Consider the following 25,590-nt stretch of genomic DNA (forward strand, 5'->3'; position numbering starts at 1 on the left):
ATCAAGCCGCACCACGACAGAGGTCTTCGTGTCCCACCCCCATGCCCGACTGACCGTCCACGGCAGACGACTCCTGGTCGACCGCGTCCGGGCCGGCCGACCCGTCGCCCACGTAGCTGACGAAATGGGCATCTCCCGCACCACCGCTCACAAATGGGTGCGCCGCTGGCGAGCCGAGGGCGACGCGGGACTGTATGACCGCACGAGCCGGCCCCGCACGACCCCGCACCGCACCCCCGCCGACGTCGAGGAAGAGGTCTGTGCGCTGCGGCGCGAGCGAAAACTCGGCCCGGCCAGGATCGGCCCGATCCTGGGAATCCCCGCCTCGACGGTTCACCGCATCCTGACGCGTCACGGCCTGAACCGGCTGCGCTGGATGGACCGGCCCACCGGCCAAGTCATCCGCCGCTACGAACGCGCACGGCCCGGCGAACTCGTCCACGTCGACATCAAGAAGCTCGGCAACATCCCCGACGGCGGCGGCCACCGGATCATGCCCCGGCAACAAGCCCTCGCCAACCGGCAGGCCACCACCGATGTACGCAAAGGCGGCAGTCCCGTGATCGGCTACAGCTTCATCCACACCGCCATCGACGACCACTCCCGACTCGCCTACAGCGAGGTCCTGACCAACGAACGCAAGGAGACCGCCACAGCGTTCTGGCGACGCGCGAACGCCTTCTTCAAGGCACACGGCATCACCGTCGAACGCGTCCTCACCGACAACGGCTCCTGCTACAGATCGAGGCTGTTCGGGCAGACCTTGAGCGCCGCAGGCATCGTCCACAAACGCACCCGGCCATACCGTCCGCAGACGAACGGCAAGGTGGAGCGGCTGAATCGAACACTGCTCGATGAATGGGCGTACGTGCGTCCGTACTCCAGCAACTCCGAACGCACCAAGGCCCTGGCCGACTTCCTGCACACCTACAACCACCACCGGTGCCACACCGCACTCGACGGGCAGCCGCCCATCAGTCGCGTGAACAACCCTCCGGGTCAATACATCTAGGCACCGGCCGGCGGCTCGTGCAGTCCGAAGGGCGAGCCCTGGTCGTCGTGGCACAGCCTGAATCGGCCGAACCGGGCGACCGTCTCCTCGTCGCTCCCCCCGTCGAAGTCGTCGACCGTGCCGCCCAGTTCGCGGACGCGTTCCAGCGCGGCCTTCATGCCGTCGACCCTGAAGAACAGATACGGGCGGGCGCCGGAGTCGCCGCCGTGCACTCCGCCGGGGACATTGGGCGTACGGATCGCATACCCGCCACCGTCGGTCGTGCCCGGATCGAAGGTCCAGCCGAACAGGCCGCTGTAAAAGGTGCGGGCCCAGTTCGAAGAAGGAGATCTCACCGGCCATCAAGGGCTCCCGTCATCCGCGCGGAGACTGTGAGTCCCACCGTAGGGCGGGCTTCGGTCCGCTGCACCCGGCCGGTCAGTCCCCCTCGGGCTCCCTGTCGGGCCCGGACGCGGAGGCCGGCTGCACTGCGGCCAGGTAGGCGAGAATGGCGTCGCGGTTACGGGCCAGACAGTCGATGCGCTGCTGAATCCGTTGCGCCTCGCCCCGTAGCAGACCGGCGGTCTCCGCCGTAAGGCACTCCGGATTGACATGGATCTCGTCCGGCCCGGTGAGAAAGGGCAGGATCCTCCGGATGATCTCCGTGGTCAGCCCGGAATCGAGAAGGCCGCGGATCTGCTGGACGCGGTAGACCGCCGCCGCGTCGTATGTGCGGTAGCCGTTCTCGGCCCGCTCGGGATGCAGCAGCGCCGCACAGCCGCCACGCCCGGGATCCCGACCGTGCTGGCCATCACGCTGCTTCTGCTGCTGGGCCACCAGGTGATGTACACCTACATGGCACCGTTCGCCGAGCACTCGGGGTTCGGTCGCACCAGCCTGGTGCTGTTCGTCTTTGGCATCGCCACGGTCGCCGGAATCTGGATCGTCGGCATGCTCATCGACCGCCGTCCGCGGTCGACCCTGCTGGGTGCCCTGGCCCTGGTCGCGGCCGCGATGCTCACCCTGGGCCTGTTCGCCGACGCGCCCGCGGTCCTGTTGATCACGGTCGCCCTGTGGGGCGCCGCCTTCGGTGGTGCGCCCACACTGCTGCAGACCGCTCTGGTCGACATTTCGGGCCCCGCGAACGCGGACGTGGCCACCTCTCTGCAGGCCACCGTCTACAACGTCGGCATCGCCGCCGGTTCACTGGCGGGCGGCGTCGTCCTGGAGAGCTCCGGAGCCGGCGCGGGCGCCCTGCCCTGGACTGCCCTGCCCCTGGTCGCCGCCGCCCTGGCCACGGTCGCCGCGGCACGCGGCCACGCCTTCCCCGCGACGCGTCGCCCCACCCACTGAACCGGCCCCGCAGGGGGACGAGCCCGGGCTCCATCAGTTCGCGCCCCTGCTCAAATCCACTACCGCTTCGGCCGGTTCGCGATCGATTCGGGTTCGCGCACATCCGTCCGGACGTATTCGGTCACGCCCTCCGGAGCGGCCGACCGGGCGGCCCGGCCCAGTCGTACACCCGGGCCGGATGCGGCTTGCCGGCGTCGATCCGATGGACGGCGGGCTCGATCCCGGCCATACGGCGCTCCCTTGGGCCTCGGTTTGGAGGAGTGTGACACCGCCCGGTACGGGCGGAGACCTGGATAGGGCATCGCAGGCAACGGATCAAGAGCGGGCCGGAGAGTGCAAGGTCACAGCCTTTTCCCCTGCTGCACCTTTGCGGGCTTGACCTAACATCTGAGCATGACGGTCCTCCCCGACGACGGGTTTTCGCTGGCCGCCGAATTCCCGGATGCAACCCACGAGCAGTGGCAGGGCCTGGTGGCCGGCGTGCTGCGCAAGGCTGGCAAGGACATCCCGGACACGGCGGCCGAGGACGTGCTGTCCACGGCACTCGAGGACGGGCTCACCACCCGTCCGCTGTACACCGCACGCAACGGCGCCGACAGTGCCGGATATCCGGGCTTCGCGCCCTTCACCCGGGGCGGCAGGCCGGAGGGGGGTGCGGTCTCCGGCTGGGACGTACGCCAGCGCCATGACCGGCCCGATCCAGGACGTACGAACGAAGCCGTGCTCGCGGACCTGGAGAACGGGGTCGGCTCGGTGTGGCTGGCCGTCGGCCCGGCCGGAATGCCGGTCTCCGGGCTCGGCGCGGCTCTGGACGGCGTCTATCTCGACCTGGCTCCCGTCGTACTCGATGCCGGAGCCGAATTCGACGCTGCCGCACGGGAGTTGCTGCGGCTGTACGAGGAGCGGGGAGTTGCCCGCGAGGCGGCGCTCGGCAACCTCGGCGCGGACCCGCTGGGGCATGCCGCGCGCACCGGGCAGTACGAGGACATCGCCGGACTCACGGCGGCCGCGACCGAACTCGGCCGCCTCTGCCATGGCACGTACCCCGGACTGCGGGCGCTGACCGTCGACGCACTGCCGTACCACGAGGCCGGCGCCTCGGCCGCCCAGGAGCTGGGCTGTTCGCTGGCCACCGGCGTCACGATGCTGCGCGACCTCACCGCTGCCGGACTGTCCGTGGAAGCAGGCTGCGGCCAGCTGGAGTTCCGTTACGCGGCCACCGCCGACCAGTTCCTGACCATCGCGAAACTGCGCGCCGCCCGCCGGGTGTGGGCCCGCGTCGCCGAGGCCTGCGGGGCCGATCCCGCCGCCGGGGCACAGCGCCAGCACGCGGTCACCTCTCCGGTGATGATGACCCGGCGCGACCCGTGGGTGAACATGCTGCGCACCACGGTCGCCTCGCTCGCCGCCGGCGTGGGCGGCGCCGACGCCGTGACCGTACTGCCCTTCGACCACGCACTCGGACTGCCGGACGGCTTCGCCCGCAGGATCGCCCGCAACACCTCGACGATTCTGCTCGAGGAGTCGCATGTGGGGCGGGTCATCGACCCGGCGGGGGGCTCCTGGTACGTGGAGCAGCTCACCGACGAACTCGCGCAGGCGGCCTGGGCCTGGTTCCAGGAGATCGAGCGCGCCGGCGGCCAGGAGGCCGCGCTGCGCAGCGGTCTGGTCTCCGAGCGGCTCGGCACCACGTGGGAGAGCCGTAAGAAGAACCTGGCCAGGCGGCGCGAACCGGTCACCGGTGTGAGCGAGTTCCCGCTTCTCGCCCAGGCGCAGGTGGAGCGCGACGCCGCGCCGGCCGCGCCGGCCGGCGGTCTGCCGAAGGTGCGCCGCGACGAGGCGTACGAAGCGTTGCGCGCCCGCTCGGACGCACACCTCGCCGCCACCGGCGCCCGGCCGCGGGTCTTCCTGGCGGCGCTGGGCCCGGCCGCCGCGCACACCGCGCGCGCATCGTTCGCCGCCAACCTCTTCCAGGCGGGCGGTATCGAAGCGGTCCACGATCCGGTGTCCGTCGACGCGGCCTCGGCCGCCGAGGCGTTCGTCCGCAGTGGCGCCGCGGTGGCGTGCATCTGCTCCAGCGATGCCCTCTACGCCGAGCAGGCCGGGCCGGTGGCCGAAGCGCTCAAGTCGGCCGGTGCGCTGCGGGTGTATCTCGCGGGCCGTCCGGGTGAGCAGCGTGAGACGTATGAACGGGCCGGGGTCGACGAGTTCGTCGTCGCGGGCGGCGACGCGGTCGCCGTCCTCACCTCCGTCCTCGACCAAATCGGAGTGGCGTGATGGGGATCCCGGACTTCTCAGGAATCGAGCTCGGGCCCGGCGACGCGCGCGGGGCCACCGAGGACCAGTGGCGTACGGCCGTCAAGGAAAGCACCGGCAAGGGCGACGCCGACCTGATGTGGGACACCCCCGAGGGTATTCCGGTCAAGCCGCTGTACACCGGGGAAGACCTCGCCGGTCTCGACTTCCTCGGCACGTACCCCGGTATCGCTCCGTATCTGCGCGGCCCGTACCCGACGATGTACGTCAACCAGCCGTGGACGATCCGTCAGTACGCCGGATTCTCCACCGCCGAGGAGTCCAACGCCTTCTACCGGCGCAACCTCGCCGCCGGGCAGAAGGGGCTGTCGGTCGCCTTCGACCTGCCGACCCACCGCGGCTACGACAGTGACCACCCGCGGGTGACGGGCGATGTCGGCATGGCCGGTGTGGCCATCGACTCGATCTACGACATGCGCCAGCTCTTCGACGGCATTCCGCTGGACCGGATGAGCGTGTCGATGACGATGAACGGCGCCGTGCTGCCCGTTCTCGCGCTGTACATCGTGGCCGCCGAGGAGCAGGGCGTACCGCCCGAGAAGCTGGCCGGGACCATCCAGAACGACATCCTCAAAGAGTTCATGGTCCGCAACACCTATATCTATCCGCCCCGGCCCTCGATGCGGATCATCTCGGACATCTTTGCCTACACCTCGCAGAAGATGCCGCGCTACAACTCCATCTCCATCTCCGGCTATCACATCCAGGAGGCCGGAGCCACGGCCGACCTGGAGCTCGCGTACACCCTCGCCGACGGTATGGAGTATCTGCGGGCGGGCATCGGCGCGGGACTCGACGTGGATGCCTTCGCGCCGCGGCTGTCGTTCTTCTGGGCGATCGGCATGAACTTCTTCATGGAGATCGCGAAGCTCCGGGCCGCGCGGCTGCTGTGGGCCAAGCTGGTGAAGAAGTTCGAGCCGCAGAACGCCAAGTCGCTCTCGTTGCGCACCCACTGCCAGACCTCGGGCTGGTCGCTGACGGCCCAGGACGTCTTCAACAACGTCACCCGCACCTGCGTGGAGGCCATGGCGGCCACCCAGGGACACACGCAGTCGCTGCACACCAACGCCCTGGACGAGGCGCTGGCCCTGCCCACCGACTTCTCCGCGCGTATCGCCCGCAACACCCAGTTGCTGCTGCAGCAGGAGTCCGGGACTTCCAGGGTCATCGACCCCTGGGGCGGCAGCGCCTACATCGAGAAGCTGACGTACGACCTCGCCCGCCGCGCCTGGCAGCACATCGAGGAGGTCGAGGCGGCCGGCGGCATGGCGCAGGCCATCGACGCCGGCATCCCCAAGCTGCGCGTCGAGGAGGCCGCGGCCCGTACGCAGGCACGCATCGACTCCGGACGGCAGCCCGTCATCGGCGTGAACAAGTACCGGGTCGAGACCGACGAGCAGATCGACGTGCTCAAGGTCGACAACTCCTCGGTGCGCACACAGCAGATCGAGAAGCTCCGGCGGCTGCGCGCCGAGCGCGACGAGGCCGCCTGCCAGGACGCGCTGCGTGCGCTGACCGCCTCCGCGGAGGCGGGCGCGAGCCGGGGCGGCGGCCTGGAGGGCAATCTGCTCGCGCTGGCGGTGAACGCGGCGCGGGCCATGGCGACCGTCGGCGAGATCTCCGACGCTCTGGAGAAGGTGTACGGACGGCATTCGGGCCAGATCCGTACGATCTCCGGTGTGTACCGAAACGAAGCCGGCACCTCCCCGGCAGTGGACGCCACCCGCACGCTGGTTGAGGAGTTCGAGGAGGCGGAGGGGCGCCGGCCGCGCATCCTGGTCGCCAAGATGGGTCAGGACGGTCACGACCGCGGCCAGAAGGTGATCGCCACCGCCTTCGCCGACCTCGGTTTCGACGTGGATGTCGGCCCGCTGTTCCAGACGCCGGAAGAGGTGGCCCGTCAGGCGGTCGAGGCGGATGTGCACATCGTCGGTGTCTCCTCGCTGGCCGCCGGGCATCTCACGCTGGTACCCGCCCTGCGGGAGCAACTGGCCGCCGAGGGACGGGAAGACATCATGATCGTCGTGGGCGGGGTGATTCCGCCCCAGGACGTCCAGACGCTCCACGAGGCCGGAGCGGCCGCCGTCTTCCCGCCCGGCACGGTGATCCCGGACGCTGCCAGGGACCTGGTGAAGACGCTGGCCGCCTCGCTCGGCCACGAGTTGTGAGACTGTGCCCCGGATGCCTCCCTCGATCGACATCGACACCTATGTCAAGGGCGTACGTGACGGGTCGCGGGCGTACATCGCCCGCGCCATCACTCTCGTCGAGTCCACCCGTGCCGATCACCGTGCTCTCGCCCAGCAGCTGCTGACCGAGCTGCTGCCGTTCTCCGGGACGGCACGGCGGGTGGGGATCAGCGGCGTTCCCGGTGTCGGCAAGTCCACCTTCATCGACGCGCTCGGCACGATGCTCACAGGCCTCGGCCACCGGGTCGCGGTGCTTGCCGTCGACCCGTCCTCGACCCGTACCGGCGGCTCCATCCTGGGCGACAAGACCCGGATGGAGCGGCTCGCGGTGGATCCGGCGGCGTTCGTACGCCCCTCCCCCAGCTCGGGCACGCTGGGCGGCGTGGCCAAGGCGACGCGCGAAACCATGATCGTCATGGAGGCCGCGGGCTACGACGTGGTGCTCGTGGAGACCGTCGGCGTCGGCCAGTCGGAGACCGCCGTGGCCAACATGGTGGACTCCTTCCTGCTGCTCTCTCTCGCCCGTACCGGAGATCAGCTCCAGGGCATCAAGAAGGGTGTGCTGGAGCTTGCCGACCTGATCGCGGTCAACAAGGCGGACGGCCCGCACGAACGCGATGCCCGCTCTGCCGCGCGTGAACTCGCCGGTGCACTGCGGCTGATGCACTCCGCCGACGCGGCATGGACTCCCCCGGTCCTTTCCTGCAGTGCCCGGGAGGGCAGCGGTCTCGACACCGTCTGGGAGCGGCTGGAGCAGCACCGGGCGCTGCTGGACTCGACCGGCCGGCTCACGGCCAAGCGCCGCGACCAGCAGATCGACTGGGCCTGGACGATGGTCCACGACGAACTGCGGGACCGGTTGCGCAACCATCCCGAGGTGCGCACGCTCACTCCGGGCCTCGAACAGCAGGTACGGGACGGGGAGTTGACGGCGACACTCGCCGCCGAACGGATCCTCGAGGCGTTCCAGCGACGGTAGCGGGGTCCGGGGCGGGCACGGATTCTTGCTGTGACTCCGCCCCGGACCCCCCGCCTCAAACGCCGACGGGGCTTGTTTTCGCGGCTCCGCCCCGGACCTCGCGCGCCGCGGCCACCAGGTTCTGCCTACTGGCCGTCGCTTCCCGGACCCGTTGCCGGGGCCAGTGCGTAAGACGGCGGTCGTTCCCGCTCACCGCTGCGGGGCAGGGCGAACCAGCTGCGGGCCCACCCTGGGCGCTGCCCCATTGCACGGAACACCCCGCCCACATCCCGGACGGCCGGATCATCATCGACGTGTTATGAACCGCTGGACGCACCCTGCCCGAGGCGCAGACCGGATCCCCTCACGCGGGCCTTGATGCCATCGCGCTCCACGGTGACGTTCTGCAGCCGCAACTCCTTCAGCGAGTCCGGCAGTTCGAACGAGAGGGAGAGCCGCTCAGAGAGCTCCGGGGGCTTGAGTGCGAGCAGCGCCTCGACCAGTGCGGGGTCGATGCCCGCCTTCCGCAGCAGCTGCGGATGGTCGAGGACGACATCGATGAGATTGATCTTCATCAGACGCTCGATGAACTTCGGCGCGTTGGTGAGGCGGTGGAGCTCCTCCTCGCTCCGCAGCGCCTGGCGGATCTGCTTCTTGGACACTCCGAGCCGGTCGACCACCGCGGGCACTGCCAGCAGCGCCTTCACGCGGGCTCCTTCGCGGCTGATCCGCTCGGCCGCCTCGCGGTGCAGCCGTAGGCCGGAGTGGACCGGGTCCTTGCCCGGCCGGTAGGTGGCCACAGCGGGAATGTCGAGCTGCATGCCGTCGAGAGTGGTGGTGAGAGCCCGTTCGTTGTCGCGCTGGATGCGGGCGTATGCCCGTACGCGCAGATCCTGCCCGGCAACAGCGAGGTCACCGTTCACGCGCACTCCGTCGGCGCCACTGCCGGTGAAGCGGAGCTGTGAGGCACCCAGTTCGCGGTTGAGGTCGTCGAAGGAAAGCAGCACCTCGCCGTCCAGTCTGCCGATGACGGCGCCCTTGATCGAGGTCGGCGCGTCGCCGACGATGCGTACGTCCTTGGCGGTGGCCCGCACTTCGGCCAGTGAGACCCGATCGGCGGAGACGTCGGGGACGGTGACGTCGACCTGGTCGATCCGCTTGTCGAGAAGCTGAGTGAGGAACGGGAAGCCGTGGATGTCGACGTCCGGCCTGGTGGCAAGCCCGAGCGACTTCTGGAGCTTGTCCGCCGCCTTGCTCTGGGCGTACAACTCGGCGAGACGGTCGGCGAGCAGCAGACAGACGGTGCATATGAGGACGGCGGCGGCCAGCTTCACCACCGCGGGCAGAGCCGAGAGCCGGCTCTTGCCACGATGGTTGGGCGGCGTCCAGTCGTCGTCGTCCGGGTCCGGGGTGAGCCCGAGTTCGAGAGGGTCGAGCGGGTCGTAGATGCTGAAGTCAGGTTCCGGATCTGACAGTTGAGCGAGTTCCTCGTACGGATTTCGTGAATGCGCTGCTATGCGTGTGGGGGGTCGCATCGCCTCATCCCACCACGCGGGCCACCCTCGAACGCAAGTCCTACCGGGCGTACGTAACGGTTTGTGTCAAAGATCCGTCGACTCTGCGGCGCCCCACGCCGCACGCACGGTCGATGGCGTGACAGACGTCACCGAAGAGCCGGCTGTCCGCGGAGGGACGTCCGCGGTCGCGGCCCGCCCGGACCCGCTCGAGCGCCCGGGGCGTGGGGGCGCTCGGCGAGCCGGCGGAAGGAGTGGCCCTTGTTGCGGACGTACGGGTGGACTGCCGGCCCTGACGCCCCGATGGTCCGGTCAGCCCAGCGCCTTGAGGATCTCGGCGGCGAGCGGGGCGGAGGAGGCCGGATTCTGGCCGGTGAACAGGTTGCGGTCCACGGCCAGGTTCGGGGCCCACGGGTCGCCCTCCTGGAAGTCCACGCCGATCTCGACCAGGCGGTCCTGCAGCAGCCACTTCGCCTTGTCCGCGAGGCCCGCCTGGGTCTCCTCCGTGTTGGTGAAACCGGTCAGCCGGTACCCGGCGAACGGTGAGCTGCCGTCCTCGCGCTTCGCGGCGAGCAGCGCGGCCGGGGCGTGGCAGACCACACCGAGAGGCTTGCCGGAGTCCAGGGCAGCGGTGAGGAGCTTGCCGGAGTCGGCGTTGACTGCCAGGTCCTCCATCGGGCCGTGGCCGCCGGGGTAGAAGACCACGGCGTAGTCGGCCAGGTCGACGTCCTCCAGCTTGAGCGGCTGCCGCAGAGCGGTGATCGACGCGAGGTCGGCGGCGATCGCGTCGGCATTCTCCTGGCCGCCGTTCACCTCGGGCGCGAGGCTCGCCTTGTCCACGGTGGGTACGACGCCGCCCGGCGTGGCGACGACGACCTCGTGACCCGCCCCGGTGAAGGCCTTGTACGGGGCCACGGCCTCCTCCGCCCAGAAGCCGGTCGGGTGCCGGGTGCCGTCGGCCAGTGTCCAGTAGTCCACGCCGGTGATCACAAACAGGATCTTCGCCATCTCGCATCTCTCCATCCGCTGACGCCTGGTCCGTACGCAGCGCGTCATCTCGCTGATGTCCTCGAACGTAGACCGTCCGATCATTGGGATCCAATAGGCTTGCCACCATGAGCCATAGGGAATCCAATGGATCGTCGGGAATACGGGAGCCGGCCTCCGACGGGCCGCCCGATCTGACACTGCTGCGGACCTTCCTCGCCGTACACCGGGCCGACTCGTTCACCGCGGCCGCTCGTCTGCTCGGTCTGTCCCAGCCGACCGTCACCACCCAGATCCGCTCCCTTGAGGGGCAGCTGGGCCGTGAACTCTTCGAGCGGCTGCCGCGTGGAGTTGCCCCCACCCCGGTCGCCGACGATCTCGCAGCCCAGATCGCCGCCCCGCTGGACGCCCTCGCCGCCGTCGCCGACCGCGGTCGCATCGGGGAGGAGACCTCCGCCGGGCCGGTCCATCTCGCCGGACCCGCCGAGCTCCTCTGCGTACGCGCGCTGCCCGCTCTGGCGCCCCTGGTGGAGCAGGGTGTACGGCTTCGGGTCGGCACCGGTCTCACCGACGAACTGCTCGACGGCCTGCGCGTCGGCCATTACGACCTGGTGATCTCCACCATCCGCCCGCGCGGCCGCTCCCTCACCGCCGTACCGCTGATGGACGAGGAGTTCGTCCTGGTCGCCTCACCGCAGTGGGCGGTGCGGATCGGCCCGGACAGGGTCGCGACGGAGGGCTCTGCCGCCCTGCGCGGCGTCCCTCTCGTGACCTACGCCGAGGACCTGCCGATAGCCCGCCGCTACTGGCGCCATGTTTTCGGCACCCGCCTGACCGGGCAGGCCGCCGTGACGGTCCCTGATCTGCGAGGTGTGCTCTCGGCGGTCGCCGCCGGTGCCGGGATCACCGTGCTCCCCCGCTATCTCTGCGAGGGCGAGCTCGCCACCGGCACGCTGGTGTCGCTGCTGACGCCCGACGACCCGCCGATCAACACCGGCTATCTGGTCCAGCGCCCCGGCATCTCGGACAACCCGCACCTTGCCCTGGTCCGCGACCGTCTGCTGCGAGAGGCCCGCACCTGGTGAGGGGTCCCGCACCACGCGCTCAGGCCAGGCAGGGCGACCACGGCCGGACGGTCGCCGGCCGGCCGGTACGCGCAGCACGATCCGGCACACCCTCCCGACGAGAACCGGACACGCCGGCTCGTCGGGCGAACGGTGGCGATCCGCGCATATCGAAGCGCGGCACGAGCCGCCGTCGGCCGGTGCCGACGGCAAGGCAGCGATCGACCGGAGCGTTTCGCCGTCACGGAGCGGGATCGCACACGCGGAAGCCGTCCACCGGGCGGTCCGGCGTCGCGTGAGTCATGTGTGCGGGAGCCACTGCTGCAATTCGGCGGCGGGTGGAGCGGAGCGCGCAGGGACGCACTGGGGTGGCACAGCGCACCGACTGACGCCCCCTTCGGCTCACTTCATATCTGAGCAGCGAAAAACGGCGGGGCGCATTCCGGTACGGGCACCACAAGCCCCTGGCCCGGCACTTCGTCACTCCTGACTCGGGAGTCAGCCGACTGCACTTCAGCAAACGATTCCCGCCCTCTACTCCGTCTCCCAAAGCGCACCCGCAGGCCCACCCATACGACCCTGGCGGACGCACCGCCTCGGCTCGCACCCGAACCACGCCCACCCGTACCGCACTTGCCGCCGTTGGACGCGCGTAGAGCGGCCGAAAGGCGATCTTGCCGCAAGCCCATCCGGAGCCGAGGATTCCAACCGGCGCAGGTTGTCAGGGCCATGACGGTGACTCAGTCGCCATGGCCCCGGCCCGGCGTGTTGACGGGCCCGCCCACCCAGCGGGCCCTGGATTCCCCCACCGGAGGATGTAGTGAACATCAAGCGCTTCTCCCCCCTCCGCGGCGTCGCGAGACGTGCGCGGCTGATCGCCGTCGCATCCAGTCTGCTCACCGTCTCCGCGCTTGCCGCCCCGACCGCCGTTGCCGAATCGGCCGACAGCGTACGGGCCACCACCGCCCAGCTCGCCCAGTCGAGCGACGCCGTGCTCCAGGCGGACGTACCCGGCACTGCCTGGTACACGGACAAGGCAACGGGCAAGCTCGTCGTCACGGCGGACAGCACCGTCTCCGCCGCCGAGATAGCCAAGATCAAGGAAGCTGCGGGCACGCGTGCCGGGGCCCTTGAGATCGAGCGCACCACCGGCAGGTTCAACAAGCTGATCGCGGGCGGCCAGGCCATCTACACCGGCGGCGGACGCTGCTCGCTCGGCTTCAATGTCCGCAGCGGAAGTACGTACTACGCCCTCACCGCGGGCCACTGCACCAATATCGGCAGCACCTGGTACACCAACTCCGCCAACACCACGGTGCTGGGTTCCACCGCCGGTTCCAGCTTCCCGACCAACGACTACGGCATCATCCGGCATTCCAGTGCGTCGGCCGCCGACGGCAGGGTCTACCTCTACAACGGCTCCTACCGTGACATCACGGCTGCCGGCAATGCCTCCGTCGGTCAGTCCGTACAGCGCAGCGGCAGCACCTCCGGCCTGCACAGCGGCACGGTCACCGCTCTCAACGCGACCGTCAACTACGGCGGTGGAGACATCGTCTACGGGCTGATCCAGACCAACGTCTGCGCAGAGCCCGGCGACAGCGGCGGCCCGCTGTTCTCCGGCAGCACCGCTCTCGGCCTGACCTCGGGCGGCAGCGGCGACTGCTCCTCCGGCGGCACCACGTTCTTCCAGCCGGTCACCGAGCCGCTGAGCGCCTACGGAGTGAGCATTTTCTGATGCGCTGACCTGAGCGCGACGGGCAGGCCGACGCCTGCGCAGCCCGGAAGGACCGCCCCGGACACCACCGCCACTCCGGTGCCCGGGGCGGTCCGTACGCGGACTTGGATGACCAGCAGGCCGGAAAACTGAGGGACCGGCCCGTCGTGGTCACGGTTCCGGCGAGTCCGCCGCCGGCTGGTTAGGGTGAGGACATGGTCGCTTCTCACGTCCTCACCTGGGAAGTCACGGAGAGCCAGGGGTACGAGACCTCCTGGATCGAACTCCGCGGCACGACCCTACGGGCCCATGGACGCGCGGTAGGAACCAGACCGGATCCGTACTGGATCTCGTACGACCTCGAAACAGGGGACGACTACGTCACCCGTGAGCTGCGGGTGCACGCCGCGACCGCCACCGGTTCGCACGAACTCCACCTGCGGCACGACGATGACGGCCGGTGGACCGCCAACGGGAAGCACGCCCCCGACGTCGACGGCGCGCTCGACTGCGACCTGAGCCTGAGCCCGCTCACCAACACCATGCCGGTACTCCGGCACGGACTCCACCTGGCGCCCGGCCGAAAGGATCTCCTGATGGCCTGGGTCTCGGTGCCGGACCTGACGGTGCACGCGTCACAGCAGACCTACACCCACCTTGTGCGAACCGAACGCGGTGCGCTCGTCCGGTTCGCGTCTGGCGACTTCCGCAGCGATGTGGAGTTCGACGCGGAAGGGCTGGTCGTCGACTACCCGGGCCTGGCCCACCGGTTTTCAGCCGGCGCGGGCTGGCCGCAGCCCGGGTGAGCCGCGCACCGTGCCGGTGATGCAGGACGCCGGCGCCGACGCGCCGTTGCTGTCCACGCTGCTGCGGCGCGGCGTCGATATGGACCACCGGGCAGGCGCGCGGGGTGAGTTCGTCATGATGCTGCGCCGCGTCGAGATCGTGCGCGCGGTGGCGTACGACGCTGACCTGGCGCGGGCTGTCATGGAGACCGTGACCGGGGTGTTCCAGCCCGCTGCCGTCCGGGAGAGGGACAGGTCGATGCCCTCCTGCCCGGCGAGGATCTCCCGGCAGTGCGTGCCGTAGTAGTCGTCGCCGAAAACCGCGGCCAGTGAGGTGTCCAGACCGTACCGGGCCGCTGCCACGGCGAGGTTGGCGATTCCGCCGGGACCGCAGCCCATCCCGCGGGTCCAGATCTCCTCGCCCGGTGTCGGCGGCTTGCCGAGGCCGGTGAGCACAAGGTCGTAGAAGAGCAGCCCGGTCAGCAGGACATCGGCTCCGGTCTCCTCGTCCACGGGCGTCCTCTCGTCAAAGACCTGCAAGGCGTGGACAGGATCGTGCGCCCGGCGCTCAGAATTGGCAATACTTGAGCGCGAAGGCGCATGGAAATGATTGAGATTGACGAGTAGCGTTCACGGTGTGCTGGCTGAGCGACGACATCAACTCATCCTGCGGGCTCTGCGATCAGGCGGCCCCGCAGCCGTGACCGACCTGTCCGAACGGCTCGGCGTCAGCCCCGCGACCATCCGGCGCGACCTGGTCAAACTGGAGGAGGAGGGCCTGCTCACGCGGGTCCACGGGGGAGCCGCGGTCGAGGAAGGCGATCAGCCTTTCGCGGAGGTCGCCGAGATCCGGGTCCCGGAGAAGGACGCCATAGCGGTCCAGGCGGCCGCCATGGTCGAGGACGGGCAGTCCGTGCTCCTCGACATCGGCACCACCGCCTACCGCCTCGCCCGGCAGCTGCACGGCCGCAGACTGACCGTGATCACCAGCAATCTGGTGGTGTACGAGGAGCTGGCGGACGACACCGGGATCGAGCTGATCCTGCTCGGCGGGATGCTCCGGCGGGAGTACCGCTCCCTGGTCGGCTTCCTCACCGAGGACAATCTGCGCCAGCTGCACGCCGACTGGCTGTTCCTCGGCACGAGCGGCATCCGTCCCAACGGCCAGGTCATGGACACCACGGTGGTCGAGGTCCCGGTCAAGCGGGCGATGATCGCGGCCGCCGACACGGTGGTGCTGCTCGCCGACGCGGGCAAGTTCCCCGGCACCGGCATGGCCAGGGTCTGCGGCCCCGAATCCCTCGACACGGTGGTGACCAACGCCCCGGCGGACCCGGCGACCAGTTCGGCGTTCGACGAGGCAGGAGTGAAGGTGGTTGAGGTATGAGGCTCACGATCCTCGGCGGCGGCGGCTTCAGGCTGCCGTTGGTGTACGGCGCGCTGCTCGGCGATCACGCCGATGGCCGGATCACCGAGGTCACGCTGCACGACGTGGACGCCGGCCGGCTGGCCGCGATCGCGCGGGTGCTGACCGACCAGGCGGCGGGTGTGCCGGACGCGCAGGAGGTCACCGTCACCACCGACCTCGACGAGGCGCTGCGCGGCGCCGACTTCGTGTTCTCCGCGATCCGGGTCGGCGGCCTGGAAGGCCGTGCGGCCGATGAGCGTATCGCGCTCGCCGAGGGTGTACTGGGCCAGGAGACGGTCGGCGCGGGCGGCATCGCCTACGGCCTGCGTACCGTCCCGGTGGCGGTGGACATCGCCCGTCGTATCGCCCGGCTCGCCCCCGACGCCTGGGTCATCAACTTCACCAATCCGGCCGGCCTGGTCACCGAAGCCATGTCCCGCCACCTCGGCGACCGGGTCATCGGCATCTGCGACTCGCCGGTGGGCCTCGGCCGACGCGTCGCCCGGGCGCTGGGGGCCGATCCCGACACCGCCTGGATCGACTACATCGGCCTGAACCACCTCGGCTGGCTCCGCGGGCTGCACATCGAAGGCCGGGACGCACTCCCCCAGTTGCTTGCCGATCCCGCACTGCTCGGCTCGTTCGAGGAGGGCAAACTCTTCGGCGCCGGCTGGCTCCAGTCGCTCGGCGCGATCCCCAACGAATACCTGCACTACTACTACTTCAACCGCGAGGCGGTCCGCGCCTACCAGGAGGCGAAACAGACCCGCGGCGCCTTCCTGCACGACCAACAGGCCCGGTTCTACGAGGAGATGAAGCAGCCGGACGCCCCAGCGCTGGCGACCTGGGACCGCACCCGCGCAGAGCGCGAAGCGACGTACATGGCACACAACCGCGAGGCGGCCGGAGCCGGCGAGCGCGACGCCTGTGACCTGGAGTCCGGCGGGTACGAGAAGGTCGCCCTCGCCCTGATGCGGGCCATCGCACACAACCAGCGCACCACCCTGATCCTCAACGTCCGCAACCGCACCACGCTCTCCGTGCTCGATACGGACGCGGTCATCGAGGTCCCGTGCTTCGTGGATGCGAACGGCGCCCATCCCGTCTCCGTGGCTCCCCTGCCGCTCCACGCCACCGGACTGGTGACCGCCGTCAAGGCCGTCGAGCGCGAGATCCTCGCCGCGGCCGACAGCGGCTCACGCACCACCGCTGTCAAGGCCTTCGCACTGCACCCCCTCGTCGACTCCGTGACCGTCGCCCGCCGACTCGTCGACGGCTACACCAGCGCCCACCCCGCTCTCGCGTATCTGAGGTAGGAGTCCGCACATGCACGACGAACGCCGCCGCATCGAGGAGCGCGTCGAGCGCATCCTGCAGCAGCGCATCCAGCCCGCCGTCCATGCCGTGTCGCTCCCCTTCGAGGTCGAGGCGTGGGAGGTTCCCGACGAGCCGGTGCCCTTCGCCGAGGCCGAGTCCCAGACGTACAAGCCGTTCGCGATGGGGACGCCATGGGGGCCGCCCTGGGGCACTACCTGGTTCAACGTGGGGGCGAGGTCCCCGCGGAGTGGGCGGGCCGGCGCGTCGAAGCCGTCTTCGATCTCGGCTTCGTCGGCGACTGGCCCGGCAATCAGGCCGAGGCACTCGTGCACACGCCGGACGGCAGCCCGTTCAAGGCCGTCAACCGCCGTGGGGCGGTGGAAGGAGGCCGTCCCGGTCGTCGCGGCGCCGCATGCCGCGGATCGCGGATCGCGGACGGCCGGCTCAGGATGCCTCGACAGCCGCCTTCATCCGGCCTGCGAACGCATCGGCGTCCTTGCGTGCCGCGCTCAGGGCGAGGCCCGCGATGAGCTTGCCGATGCCATGACCTTCGAGCCTGTTGAAGACGCGCAGACGAGTGTTGCCCTGCGGGGTGGACTCGAGGTCGTAGCCGCCCTCGGTGGCCGTCACGAGGTTCTTCGAGAGCTCGGTCCAGCGGATCCTGTTGGGCGCCTGGAACTCACTGATCCGGAACTCCCGCTTGGTCGTCATGCCGGCGTCCTTGACCGTGCTCCTGTAGACGGTGCCCACCGTGGTGGGGCCGGCCGTCACCTTGGCCATCTCCTGCACCCTGGGGCTGAACTTGGGATCGTTCTCACCGTTGGCGAGGAAGGCGAAGACCTCCTCGACGGGGCGGCCGATCTCGACCGTTGCCTCGAACTGACCGGCCATGGCTCCTCCACTGATCGCTCGCGCCCGGGCGGCGGCGTGCCGGCATCGTCCCGGACGGCCCGGGAGACATCCGGCAGGCTCGCGACTGGCGGCCCGCGCCAGGCTGGTGTCCTGCCATTCTGGTTTCACGGACGGCGGCGGCGCCACCCGAGACGTATCGGGTGTGAGCGGCGCAGCAGCTTGAGGTTCTCGGCCGCGACGGAGATACCTGCGTCGGCGGCTCGTTCGACCAGGCTTCCGCTTCCCTCAGGTTCCTCCCTCGCTCCGCGAGGAGCGCAGGTCGTTCGCCGCGTCGGCATTGCCGGCTTCGGCGGCTTGTCTCATCCAGCTCTCGGCCTCGCCGAGATCACCGCGTTGCTTGAGGAGCAGCGCCAGAACGGCTCCGGCCACGCTGCCGGCCTCCGCGGACCGCCGGAACCAGCCCCCGATGTCGGCGGTGTCCTGCAGGGTGGGGCCGTCCGACTGCCCGGATGCCCACCCCGGCTCGCCGCCCTCACCCGGGAATCACTGCTCGGACCGTCGCGCCAAGTGGGCGAGGAGTACCGGGACATGGCTGCGCTCGATGTCCTTGACCGAGGTGAGGACGGTCACGGCCTGCGTGGCGGACAGAGCGAGAACCCGGTCGACGGCCGGGGCGTGGTCGGAGTCGGCCAGTTCTCGCGTGTACCGCCGGGCGAACTCCTCGTAGCGGCTGCGGTCTTCGTGGTACCAGTGCCGCAACTCGGCCGAGGGCGCGGTGTCCTTCAGCCACTCGTCGACGGCGGCGCGCTCCTTGGAGACGCCCCGCGGCCAGAGCCGGTCCACAAGTACCCGGCACCCGTCGTCGGGGTGCGGCGGATCGTACACACGCCGGACGTGGAACGGGCCGGACACCATCACCTCACCTCCCTCGTGCGAAGGCCGGCGGCCGGGCTCCGCAGCGCTGACGCCGTACCTTCTCAGGCTCCGCCGTACGGGCCGGCTCCGCACCTCGCCCCAGGCAGCGCTCGACCTGGAGCTCACGGCAGAGCGGCGTTGGAGGCCGGACACGGCACTGTGACAGGCTGCGTGGAAGTGCCCGCGGCCAGTCAGGTCGCCGGGCCGGAGACTTCGGGAGAGCACGGCACCATGGACATACCGGATCATTCGCGCTGGGCTTCCAGCCCTGCAGCCCACCGCAACGCCGTCGCCGCGGAGACCGCCAGGTTCGTGGCGGTCGTCAAGGGCGCAAAGTCGGCGACCCCGGTGCCCAGCTGCCCGGGCTGGACGCTCGTCGACCTGATCAGGCACACCGGCAGCGTGCAGCGCTGGTTCTCCGTCCTGCTGCGTCAGCTCGTCCAGGAACCACCGCGGAGCCGTGATGTGGAACTGCGGCTGCCGGCGGACGAGGACGACTATGCCGACTGGCTGACGGCGAGTGCGGCGGAGGCCGCGAGCGCCTTCGCAGTCACCGATCCGAATGCCCCGATGTGGGTGTGGGGCGCCGATCGCCATGCCAGGTTCTGGGTACGGCGGATGCTGTTCGAGACTCTGGTGCACCGCGCCGACGCGGAACTCGCCGTCGGCCTGCGGCCCGTGATCGACCGCGACCTCGCGGCCGACGGCGTGGACGAGTTCTTGGTCAATCTGCCCTTCGCCACGTCCTTCGCCCCCAAGGTGGCCAATCTGCGTGGCGACGGAGAGACCATTCGCTTCCGGTGCACCGACAGGGACGGCGACTGGCTGGTCCGCCTGCGGCCCGATGGCTTCGGGATCGACCCCGACCCCGCGGCCACCGGGACAGCCACATCGGCCGACGCCACCGTCCAGGGAGCCGCCGCGGATCTGCTGCTGCTCATGTACGGCCGCCTCGACCGCAGCGCGGATGCCTTCGAGAGTTCCGGGGACGAGGATCTGCTGACGCTCTGGTTCAGCAACTCCGATTTCTGAAGAGCAAGCGGTTGTGGCCTGCGGCCAGGTGCCGCCGCAGGCCCGTGGCGGGGGCCCGTCGGCTGGCCGGTTCCCGCCGTGCGACCTACCGTCGAATGGAGCAGGTCCGATAGAGGTTCATACGCGGTAGCCCTGTCCCCATCCCGCGGAGGTGCCCCCCATGACCGGAGACCGGACCAGCGCCACACCGGGCAAGACCCGGTTCGACGACATCTACAACCAGCCGGATCCTCGTGCCTACTTCCGTCGGCTCGCCCCACTCGAATACGAGATTCCGCACCAAGCCCAAGACATTTTCCGCCGCACTCGTGCCGACCGGGCCGCGGTGTCGGGCACGGGCGGGCCTGTCACAGTCCTCGATCTCTGCTGCTCGTACGGCATCAACGCCGCCCTCCTCAATCATGACCTCACGCTGGCCGAGCTGTACGCGCACTACACGGGCGCGGAAGCAGCGGCGCTCACCCCGGCTGAACTCATCGAGCGCGACAAGGAGTTCTACGCCTCAAGGCGCCGCGCGGACGCGAGCCCGGTCATCGGACTCGACGCGGCCGACCGCGCCGTCGACTACGCCCTGGCGGTCGGCCTGCTCGACGAGGCCTACGCCGAGAACCTGGAAGAGCGGCCGATCGGCCCCCACTTGCGACGCGCCGTCGCAGACACCGGACTGATCACGGTCACCGGAGGCATTGGCTACATCACCCGCCGCACCTTCGAATCCCTCCTGGAGAGTGCGCGCAGCCCCGTCTGGGTAACCGCTTTCGTCCTGCGTACCGTCCCGTACCAGCCGGTGATCTCGAGCCTGGCCGATTACGGCCTGGTCACCGAGACGGACCCGTCGCAGACCTACCCGCAGCGGTTGTTCTCCGACCCGGCAGAGAAGCGCAACGCCATCGAGCAGGTGCTCCTCCTCGGTCACGACCCCGCCGGGCTGGAGGCCGACGGCCGCTACTACACGCAGCTGTACCAGTCCCGACCCCGTCCGGCGTGACCTGACGCTGCCGTTCCGCACAGCCACCAGGCATGGAGCACCTGGCTGTGTACCGGGCGCACCCGGCCCCGCACGGGGTACCCGGCCGGGGTATCGTCGGGGCAGGCCGCGCCACACGGGCGCGCGCGGGGATGAAGCGTCGGAGGGAACCGGCAGTGGTGGACAGCGGACGACCGCGGGGGCCGGGCATCGCCCTGCTGCCGGCGGTCTGCGCGGTCCTGCTCGGCCTGTTCCTCATGCACGGCGCCCCGGCCACCACCACAGTCGGCTGCCACGGTGCGATGTCCGCGCCTGCCCCGATGCATAAAGACCATGCCGTCGCTTCGATGACGTCCGCGGCCACGACGGCCATGGCACACCCCGGCGCCGCCCAGGCGTCGGACGCGTCGTTGACGCACGGGGCGCTCTGCGCCTCGACTCCCGCACGCGACCGGACCCCGCTGCCGATGACCGGCCTGGTGACCGTCATCGCCCTCGCGGCGGCGTGGTCCCTGACAGGTCGGCCTGCGGCCCTCGGCCGGACGGGGCGGCGTGGGCCACCGACCGGTGGACGGAGCCTGCTGCTCCAGGTGTGTATCGCGCGAGCGTGACAGGACCACGCCGGAACCCCGCATGAACGGGCCCGGCAGCGAGTCCTGCTCACATCGGCGCGCCACCCGGCGTGGTGCGCCCACCCGGAAAGACCACAGTGATGTTCAGTTCTTCCCGTTCCGCCGTGCGCCGCCCTGCCCTGGCGACGGCCGGAGCAGCAGCCGCCCTGGCCCTGACCCTGGCCGCCTGCGGTTCCTCCAACGACTCCTCGATGCCCGGCATGGACCACGGCGCCAAACCGTCCGGCTCCTCCTCGGCGAGCGTGACTCCCTCGGTGAGCGGCATGCCCGGCATGGACCACATGGCAGGCGGCAGCGGCCTGGCCGACGCGAAGGACGGTTACCGCCTCACCTCGCGGGACACGACGTTCCCGGCGGGCAAGCAGGCCGGCTACCGGTTCGGCGTCACCGGCCCGGACGGCAAGCCAGTCACCGATTTCGAGGTCGACCAGACCAAGCGGATGCACTTCTACGCCATCCGCTCGGACCTGACAGGCTTCCAGCACATCCACCCGACCATGGCCGCCGACGGCACCTGGACCGCCGACCTGGCCACACTCGCTCGCGGTTCCTGGCGCATGTTCGCCTCGTTCACCCCGAACTCCGGGACCGGTGAGGGCAAGGACTTCGTGCTCAGCCGCACCCTCACCGTCCCCGGCACGCAGACGAAGACCCCGTTGCCGGCGGCAGCCGGCTCCACCGAGGCCGACGGGTACACCGTCACCGTCAAGGCCGAGCTGATGGCCGGCATGGCGCACCCGCTCACGGTCACCATCACCAAGGGCGGCAAGCCCGTCACCGACCTGCAGCCCTACCTGGACACCTACGCCCACCTGACTGCCTTCCACGAGGGAGACACCGCGTTCGCGCACCTTCACCCCGAGACGAAGGTGAACGGCGCCCACGGCGGCCCCGAGCTGTCCTTCCGCGCCGAACTGCCGACGTCCGGAAACTGGCGGCTGTTCCTGCAGTTCCGGACCGGCGGCAAGCTGCACACTGCCGCGCTGACCCTGCGCGTCGGCTGACCGCCCACGCGGGGGCGCCGCCCACGCGGGGGCGCCCCCGTAACCCCACCCTCGCGTGACACCTCGCAGGTGCCCCGCGTCGGTGGGCCCGGGGTCGCACTCCCGGAGGAATGCTTCAGGGATGATCCACGCCGTACTGCACGCACTGTCGATCGCCGGTTCCATGACCTGGGAGATCACCTGGGCGCTGATCCTGGGATTCGCCCTGTCCGCCGTGGTCCAGGCGGTCGTGCGCAAGTCCACCGTCATCTCGCTGCTGGGCGACGACCGCCCTCGTACTCTGGCCATGGCCGCCGGTCTCGGCGCGGCCTCGTCCTCGTGCTCCTATGCCGCGGTGGCGCTGGCCCGCTCGTTGTTCCGTAAGGGCGCGAATTTCACCGCCGCGATGGCCTTCGAGATCGCGTCGACCAACTTGGTCGTCGAACTCGGCGTCATCCTGGCGCTGCTGATGGGCTGGCAGTTCACTGCGGCGGAGTTCGTCGGCGGCCCCATCATGATCATCGTGCTTGCGGTGCTCTTCCGGCTGTTCCTGCGCGACAAACTCCTGCGCCAGGCCCGCGAGCAGGCCGAACGCGGGCTAGCCGGTGCGATGGAGGGCCATGCTGCGATGGACATGTCCGTGCAGCGCGAGGGCTCCTTCGCCCGGCGGCTGCTGTCCGGCGAGGGCTTCACCTCGACCGCGCACGTGTTCGTCATGGAGTGGGCGGCGATCCTGCGTGACTTGGTGCTCGGCCTGCTCATCGCCGGCGCCATCGCCGCCTGGGTGCCGGACTCCTTCTGGAGCACGTTCTTCTTCGAAGGCCACCCGCTGGCAGCCAAGTTGTGGGGGCCGGTCATCGGCCCGCTGGTCGCCATCGCCTCGTTCGTCTGCTCGATCGGCAACGTGCCGCTCGCGGTCGTGCTGTGGAAGGGCGGCATCAGCTTCGGCGGCGTGGTCGCGTTCATCTTCGCCGACCTGCTGATCCTGCCGATCCTCAACATCTACCGGAAGTACTACGGCGCGAAGATGGCCCTCTTCCTGCTGGGCACCTTTTACGTCGCCACGGTCATCGCCGGCTACATCGTGGAGTTCACCTTCGGTGGCCTCGGCCTCATCCCCGACCAGGCCGACGCCAAGGTCCCCATGGAGGGCGTCACATGGAACTACACCACCTGGCTCAACATCGCCTTCCTCCTCCTGGCGGCCGCCCTCCTGGTGCGGTTCTTCCGCACCGGCGGGATGGCGATGCTGCGCATGATGGGCGGCGCACCCGGCAACAGCCATGCACACGATGGCCACGGCAAGAGCCACGAGAAGCATGACGGCCACCGCTGACCGGCGCGGCAGGCGCGTTCGGTGGTGGTGACACATGAAGGAGCGGCCACGGCGAAGCGCCGTGGCCGCTCGGTTGTTCAGCTGCCCGGTGGCACTCGCGCAGGACGGCCGGACCCCCGGGTGAGGGAGTAGCCGGCGATGACCGCCAGGGCACCGAGCAGGCCGCCCGCCACGGTCCAGATCCAGCGATCGGACCACCAGCCGGAGGCCCAGCCGCCGTCCGGCTCGGCGAAGGCCGCCGCCTGCTTCGGTGCGTTCTCGTCGTCCTTCGCCGACCGGGCCGTGGCGCCGGGTACCAGCGGAGTGGAGAGTGAGCCGTCACCCGCGTGCGCGCCGCCGGCGTCGGCCGACCGGGCCTCGACCTCGGCCCGTACCGGCTGGCCGAGGTCCTGCTCAGGAAGATCGACGACCGTCAGGCGTACGTAGTAGCTGCCCGGCAGCGGATCGTTGGCCCACGGCTCCGCCCAGGAACGGACCGTACGCAGCGTGCAGGACAGCTCGACCGATGCGGCGTCCTTCGCCGCCGCCCGGGTCTGCATGCCGTACATACAGGCCTGGCGACGGCGCAGACCGTCGTACACGTCGAGCTGCCATGTCGAGGCTCCGTGCCGACCGGTGGACTCGGGCAGCGTGACCTTGGCCTTCACCGTGGACCGCTCCCCCGCGTCCGCGGGAAACACCCAGTACAGGTAGTCGCCGGTGGACGCGCCGGCCGTGGCCCGCCGGCCCTGCTCGACCGCGGTCGCGGTACGGAAGGTGGTACCGGCCTCGGTCGGGCCGGCCGTGCTCTCGCTCGGACTCGCCGACGGATCGTCCGCGGCGGCCGCGCCCGCCGTGCCGAACAGTGCGGCAGCGGCCAGCAGAGCTGTCGTCAGTATGTGTGCGGTACGCATCAGTTGGTCCTCCAGACAGCGACACGCCAGCGTGAGATCCAGCCCCACAGCAGACCGGCCACCAGGCCGGTGAGCACCAGGACGGCGAGGAGCCACCAGCCCCGGCCGAGACCGAAGGAGGCCACGTCGGACGCGTCGTCGGGCGCGTCGACCACGTCGATGGTCAGCTCGACGGGCAGGCCCGGGGCGGTCTTGACCGACGCGGGCGCCGAGAAGGAGTTGCTGACCTGCAGGCAGACGGTCTCCGCGGCGGGTTTGGCCTCGTCCGCGTCGGCCTGCGGAGCCTTCGGATAGCGCAGACCGGCCGAGACCATGTCGGTGCGTCCGTTGCCCGCCTCCGCGCCGCGGACGATTTCCCGGCCGTGTACGGTCACCGCCCGCAGCATGACGCCGTAGTCGTTGTTGACCGCCCGGTCGGCGGCGACGCTCACCGAGGCGCGCAGCTCCTGGCCGGGCAGGACATCGATCCGGTACCAGCGGTGCTCGCCGAACTTCTCACGGTCGGTGAAGAGGCCCGCCTTGAGCTGTGGTGCGTCCGTGCACTGCTGTCCACCCTCGGTCGCCACCGGGGTGACGACCGGCGCTGCGGCACGGTCCACCAATTGACTGACGCGGCCGGAGAGTTCATCGGTGTGCTGTACCGAGGTGTACGTACCGCCGGTGGCCTCGGCGATGCACCTCAGCTGGTCACGGGTCTTGGCATCCGGGACCAGCCCCAGCGTGTCGACGACGAGGTGGATTCCCTTGGCGGCGATGTCACGCGCGACGACACACGGGTCGAGCGGAGCACAGGTGTCCTCGCCGTCGGTGATGAGCACGATCCGCCGGGTGGCGTCGCCGCCCTTGAGATCCTCGGCCGCGCCCAACAGAGCCGGTCCGATCGGCGTCCAGCCGGTGGGAGCGAGCGTCGCCACGGCGGTCTTCGCCTCGGTCCGGTCGAGCGGGCCTACCGGATAGAGCGGCCGGGTGTCCTTGCAGCCGAGCTTCTTGTCATCACCGGCGTAGTCGGCGCCGAGGGTGCGTATGCCGAGCTGCACCTCTTTCGGCACTGCGTCCAGCACCTCGTTGAAGGCCTGCTTCGCCGCTGCCATCCGGGTCTGGCCGTCGATGTCTCGCGCCCGCATCGATCCGCTGACGTCGAGCACCAACTCGACCTTGGGGGAAGCGTTCGCCACCGGTTCATCGGCGGCGGCGCCCACCGGGAAGAGCGCGACAGCCAGGGCGGCGAGCAGGCCGCACGACGAGGCCGCCAGCCGTTTTCTTGTGATCATCGCCGGATCGTATTGAAGATCGCCCGCTGATCCAAAACCCGGCCGTTCTCCCCTCCGGTATGTGTGGGGAGAACAGCCCGGATTGTGGTTGAAGCTGCCGGCGATATGCG

The 25,590-nt window shown here is 70.0% G+C and carries 24 protein-coding genes and 2 pseudogenes; 16 read left to right on the forward strand and 10 right to left on the reverse strand.

All coding sequences use genetic code 11. The annotated features are described in order from the left end of the window. The first annotated feature begins 28 nt into the window (after nt 1–28). Entirely contained in the window at nt 29–1,012 is a 984-nt protein-coding gene (locus AB0D12_RS21510) for an IS481 family transposase (protein ID WP_362685036.1), read from the forward strand. Here AB0D12_RS21510 and AB0D12_RS21515 read toward each other — a convergent pair. Together AB0D12_RS21515 and AB0D12_RS21520 are read right to left on the reverse strand one after the other, a co-directional pair. Then, nucleotides 1,009–1,347 (reverse strand): VOC family protein, encoded by a 339-nt coding sequence (locus tag AB0D12_RS21515; protein WP_362685039.1) that lies wholly within the window; start codon nt 1,345–1,347, stop codon nt 1,009–1,011. The genes AB0D12_RS21510 and AB0D12_RS21515 overlap by 4 nt on opposite strands. A gap of 82 nt (nt 1,348–1,429) precedes the next feature. After that, nucleotides 1,430–1,828 (reverse strand): MerR family transcriptional regulator, encoded by a 399-nt coding sequence (locus AB0D12_RS21520; protein ID WP_362685042.1) that lies wholly within the window; start codon nt 1,826–1,828, stop codon nt 1,430–1,432. Between AB0D12_RS21520 and AB0D12_RS21525 the strand changes: the two genes are divergently transcribed. The 4 genes from AB0D12_RS21525 to meaB all read left to right on the forward strand — a co-directional run bounded on the left by AB0D12_RS21525 (nt 1,793) and on the right by meaB (nt 7,828). After that, a complete protein-coding gene (locus AB0D12_RS21525) occupies nt 1,793–2,344 on the forward strand; it encodes an MFS transporter (protein WP_362685045.1) in 552 nt (183 codons plus the stop codon). The two genes, AB0D12_RS21520 and AB0D12_RS21525, sit on opposite strands and share 36 nt — an antisense overlap. 393 nt (nt 2,345–2,737) lie before the next feature. Further along, a complete protein-coding gene (locus AB0D12_RS21530; RefSeq protein WP_362685048.1) occupies nt 2,738–4,621 on the forward strand; it encodes a methylmalonyl-CoA mutase family protein in 1,884 nt (627 codons plus the stop codon). After that, complete coding sequence (gene scpA, locus AB0D12_RS21535) at nt 4,621–6,828, forward strand: methylmalonyl-CoA mutase (protein ID WP_362685051.1); 2,208 nt, start codon at nt 4,621–4,623, stop codon at nt 6,826–6,828. Before AB0D12_RS21530 ends, scpA begins: the two co-directional genes overlap by 1 nt. 13 nt (nt 6,829–6,841) lie before the next feature. Next, a complete protein-coding gene (gene meaB / locus AB0D12_RS21540; RefSeq protein WP_362685054.1) occupies nt 6,842–7,828 on the forward strand; it encodes a methylmalonyl Co-A mutase-associated GTPase MeaB in 987 nt (328 codons plus the stop codon). A 296-nt stretch (nt 7,829–8,124) separates the two neighbouring features. Here the strand turns inward: meaB and AB0D12_RS21545 are convergent, their stop codons facing one another. Together AB0D12_RS21545 and AB0D12_RS21550 are read right to left on the reverse strand one after the other, a co-directional pair. Further along, a complete protein-coding gene (locus AB0D12_RS21545; RefSeq protein ID WP_362685057.1) occupies nt 8,125–9,342 on the reverse strand; it encodes a DUF2993 domain-containing protein in 1,218 nt (405 codons plus the stop codon). A gap of 291 nt (nt 9,343–9,633) precedes the next feature. Then, entirely contained in the window at nt 9,634–10,329 is a 696-nt protein-coding gene (locus AB0D12_RS21550; RefSeq protein ID WP_362685060.1) for a type 1 glutamine amidotransferase domain-containing protein, read from the reverse strand. Between the two features lie 107 nt (nt 10,330–10,436). Here AB0D12_RS21550 and AB0D12_RS21555 point away from each other — a divergent pair, with 107 nt between their 5' ends. The 3 genes from AB0D12_RS21555 (at nt 10,437) to AB0D12_RS21565 (ending at nt 13,895) form a co-directional block, all read left to right on the forward strand. Then, nucleotides 10,437–11,393 (forward strand): LysR family transcriptional regulator, encoded by a 957-nt coding sequence (locus AB0D12_RS21555; protein WP_362685063.1) that lies wholly within the window; start codon nt 10,437–10,439, stop codon nt 11,391–11,393. Nucleotides 11,394–12,192: 799 nt separating this feature from the next. Continuing rightward, the gene (locus AB0D12_RS21560) at nt 12,193–13,110 is read left to right on the forward strand and encodes a S1 family peptidase (protein WP_362685066.1); all 918 of its coding nucleotides are present in this window, start codon (nt 12,193–12,195) and stop codon (nt 13,108–13,110) included. A gap of 194 nt (nt 13,111–13,304) precedes the next feature. Beyond that, nucleotides 13,305–13,895, forward strand: coding sequence for a putative glycolipid-binding domain-containing protein (locus tag AB0D12_RS21565; protein WP_362685069.1), 591 nt, complete (start codon nt 13,305–13,307; stop codon nt 13,893–13,895). 180 nt (nt 13,896–14,075) lie between these two features. Here the strand turns inward: AB0D12_RS21565 and AB0D12_RS21570 are convergent. Continuing rightward, nucleotides 14,076–14,387, reverse strand: a pseudogene (locus tag AB0D12_RS21570) (PfkB family carbohydrate kinase); the annotation flags it as partial. Between the two features lie 124 nt (nt 14,388–14,511). On the opposite strand from AB0D12_RS21570, the gene AB0D12_RS21575 reads away from it, so the two are divergent. The 3 genes and pseudogenes from AB0D12_RS21575 to AB0D12_RS21585 form a co-directional block, all read left to right on the forward strand. Beyond that, nucleotides 14,512–15,261, forward strand: coding sequence for a DeoR/GlpR family DNA-binding transcription regulator (locus AB0D12_RS21575; RefSeq protein WP_362685072.1), 750 nt, complete (start codon nt 14,512–14,514; stop codon nt 15,259–15,261). Then, on the forward strand, nt 15,258–16,598 hold the full coding sequence (locus tag AB0D12_RS21580; RefSeq protein ID WP_362685075.1) for a 6-phospho-beta-glucosidase: 1,341 nt from the start codon (nt 15,258–15,260) through the stop codon (nt 16,596–16,598). The genes AB0D12_RS21575 and AB0D12_RS21580 overlap by 4 nt, the downstream gene beginning before the upstream one ends. A gap of 10 nt (nt 16,599–16,608) precedes the next feature. Then, nucleotides 16,609–16,964, forward strand: a pseudogene (locus tag AB0D12_RS21585) (alpha-mannosidase 2C1); the annotation flags it as partial. A gap of 79 nt (nt 16,965–17,043) precedes the next feature. On the opposite strand, the gene AB0D12_RS21590 reads toward AB0D12_RS21585, so the two are convergent. From AB0D12_RS21590 to AB0D12_RS21600, 3 genes are all read right to left on the reverse strand, one after another. Beyond that, nucleotides 17,044–17,490: an SRPBCC family protein gene (locus AB0D12_RS21590; protein WP_362685078.1), complete on the reverse strand. Its 447-nt coding sequence runs from the start codon at nt 17,488–17,490 to the stop codon at nt 17,044–17,046. Nucleotides 17,491–17,736: 246 nt separating this feature from the next. Then, nucleotides 17,737–17,880, reverse strand: coding sequence for a hypothetical protein (locus AB0D12_RS21595; protein WP_362685081.1), 144 nt, complete (start codon nt 17,878–17,880; stop codon nt 17,737–17,739). Nucleotides 17,881–17,994: 114 nt separating this feature from the next. Continuing rightward, entirely contained in the window at nt 17,995–18,366 is a 372-nt protein-coding gene (locus AB0D12_RS21600) for a DUF488 family protein (protein ID WP_362685084.1), read from the reverse strand. Between the two features lie 231 nt (nt 18,367–18,597). On the opposite strand from AB0D12_RS21600, the gene AB0D12_RS21605 reads away from it, so the two are divergent. The 5 genes from AB0D12_RS21605 to AB0D12_RS21625 all read left to right on the forward strand — a co-directional run bounded on the left by AB0D12_RS21605 (nt 18,598) and on the right by AB0D12_RS21625 (nt 23,316). Further along, nucleotides 18,598–19,398: a maleylpyruvate isomerase family mycothiol-dependent enzyme gene (locus AB0D12_RS21605; RefSeq protein WP_362685087.1), complete on the forward strand. Its 801-nt coding sequence runs from the start codon at nt 18,598–18,600 to the stop codon at nt 19,396–19,398. A 160-nt stretch (nt 19,399–19,558) separates the two neighbouring features. After that, the gene (locus AB0D12_RS21610; RefSeq protein ID WP_362685090.1) at nt 19,559–20,386 is read left to right on the forward strand and encodes a hypothetical protein; all 828 of its coding nucleotides are present in this window, start codon (nt 19,559–19,561) and stop codon (nt 20,384–20,386) included. A gap of 158 nt (nt 20,387–20,544) precedes the next feature. Next, the gene (locus tag AB0D12_RS21615) at nt 20,545–20,976 is read left to right on the forward strand and encodes a hypothetical protein (protein WP_362685093.1); all 432 of its coding nucleotides are present in this window, start codon (nt 20,545–20,547) and stop codon (nt 20,974–20,976) included. 125 nt (nt 20,977–21,101) lie between these two features. After that, on the forward strand, nt 21,102–22,001 hold the full coding sequence (locus tag AB0D12_RS21620) for a hypothetical protein (protein WP_362685096.1): 900 nt from the start codon (nt 21,102–21,104) through the stop codon (nt 21,999–22,001). A gap of 124 nt (nt 22,002–22,125) precedes the next feature. Continuing rightward, nucleotides 22,126–23,316: a permease gene (locus AB0D12_RS21625; protein ID WP_362685210.1), complete on the forward strand. Its 1,191-nt coding sequence runs from the start codon at nt 22,126–22,128 to the stop codon at nt 23,314–23,316. 77 nt (nt 23,317–23,393) lie between these two features. Here AB0D12_RS21625 and AB0D12_RS21630 read toward each other — a convergent pair whose 3' ends face one another. Next, entirely contained in the window at nt 23,394–24,209 is an 816-nt protein-coding gene (locus AB0D12_RS21630; protein ID WP_362685099.1) for a hypothetical protein, read from the reverse strand. Beyond that, nucleotides 24,209–25,480, reverse strand: a complete 1,272-nt coding sequence (locus AB0D12_RS21635; RefSeq protein WP_362685102.1) for a VWA domain-containing protein — start codon at nt 25,478–25,480, stop codon at nt 24,209–24,211. Before AB0D12_RS21635 ends, AB0D12_RS21630 begins: the two co-directional genes overlap by 1 nt. Nucleotides 25,481–25,590 lie beyond the last annotated feature (110 nt).

Origin of the sequence: Streptomyces sp. NPDC048479 (genome assembly GCF_040651435.1) — a bacterium.
GTDB lineage: Bacteria > Actinomycetota > Actinomycetes > Streptomycetales > Streptomycetaceae > Streptomyces.

Coding starts and splice junctions, on each gene's coding strand:
- AB0D12_RS21545 (WP_362685057.1), bottom strand. CDS start 9,342: ATGCGACCCCCCACACGCATAGCAGCGCATTCACGAAATCCGTACGAG.
- AB0D12_RS21565 (WP_362685069.1), top strand. CDS start 13,305: ATGGTCGCTTCTCACGTCCTCACCTGGGAAGTCACGGAGAGCCAGGGG.
- meaB (WP_362685054.1), top strand. CDS start 6,842: ATGCCTCCCTCGATCGACATCGACACCTATGTCAAGGGCGTACGTGAC.
- AB0D12_RS21550 (WP_362685060.1), bottom strand. CDS start 10,329: ATGGCGAAGATCCTGTTTGTGATCACCGGCGTGGACTACTGGACACTG.
- AB0D12_RS21590 (WP_362685078.1), bottom strand. CDS start 17,490: ATGGCCGGTCAGTTCGAGGCAACGGTCGAGATCGGCCGCCCCGTCGAG.
- AB0D12_RS21635 (WP_362685102.1), bottom strand. CDS start 25,480: ATGATCACAAGAAAACGGCTGGCGGCCTCGTCGTGCGGCCTGCTCGCC.
- AB0D12_RS21600 (WP_362685084.1), bottom strand. CDS start 18,366: ATGGTGTCCGGCCCGTTCCACGTCCGGCGTGTGTACGATCCGCCGCAC.
- scpA (WP_362685051.1), top strand. CDS start 4,621: ATGGGGATCCCGGACTTCTCAGGAATCGAGCTCGGGCCCGGCGACGCG.
- AB0D12_RS21555 (WP_362685063.1), top strand. CDS start 10,437: ATGAGCCATAGGGAATCCAATGGATCGTCGGGAATACGGGAGCCGGCC.
- AB0D12_RS21610 (WP_362685090.1), top strand. CDS start 19,559: ATGACCGGAGACCGGACCAGCGCCACACCGGGCAAGACCCGGTTCGAC.
- AB0D12_RS21580 (WP_362685075.1), top strand. CDS start 15,258: ATGAGGCTCACGATCCTCGGCGGCGGCGGCTTCAGGCTGCCGTTGGTG.
- AB0D12_RS21605 (WP_362685087.1), top strand. CDS start 18,598: ATGGACATACCGGATCATTCGCGCTGGGCTTCCAGCCCTGCAGCCCAC.
- AB0D12_RS21630 (WP_362685099.1), bottom strand. CDS start 24,209: ATGCGTACCGCACACATACTGACGACAGCTCTGCTGGCCGCTGCCGCA.
- AB0D12_RS21530 (WP_362685048.1), top strand. CDS start 2,738: ATGACGGTCCTCCCCGACGACGGGTTTTCGCTGGCCGCCGAATTCCCG.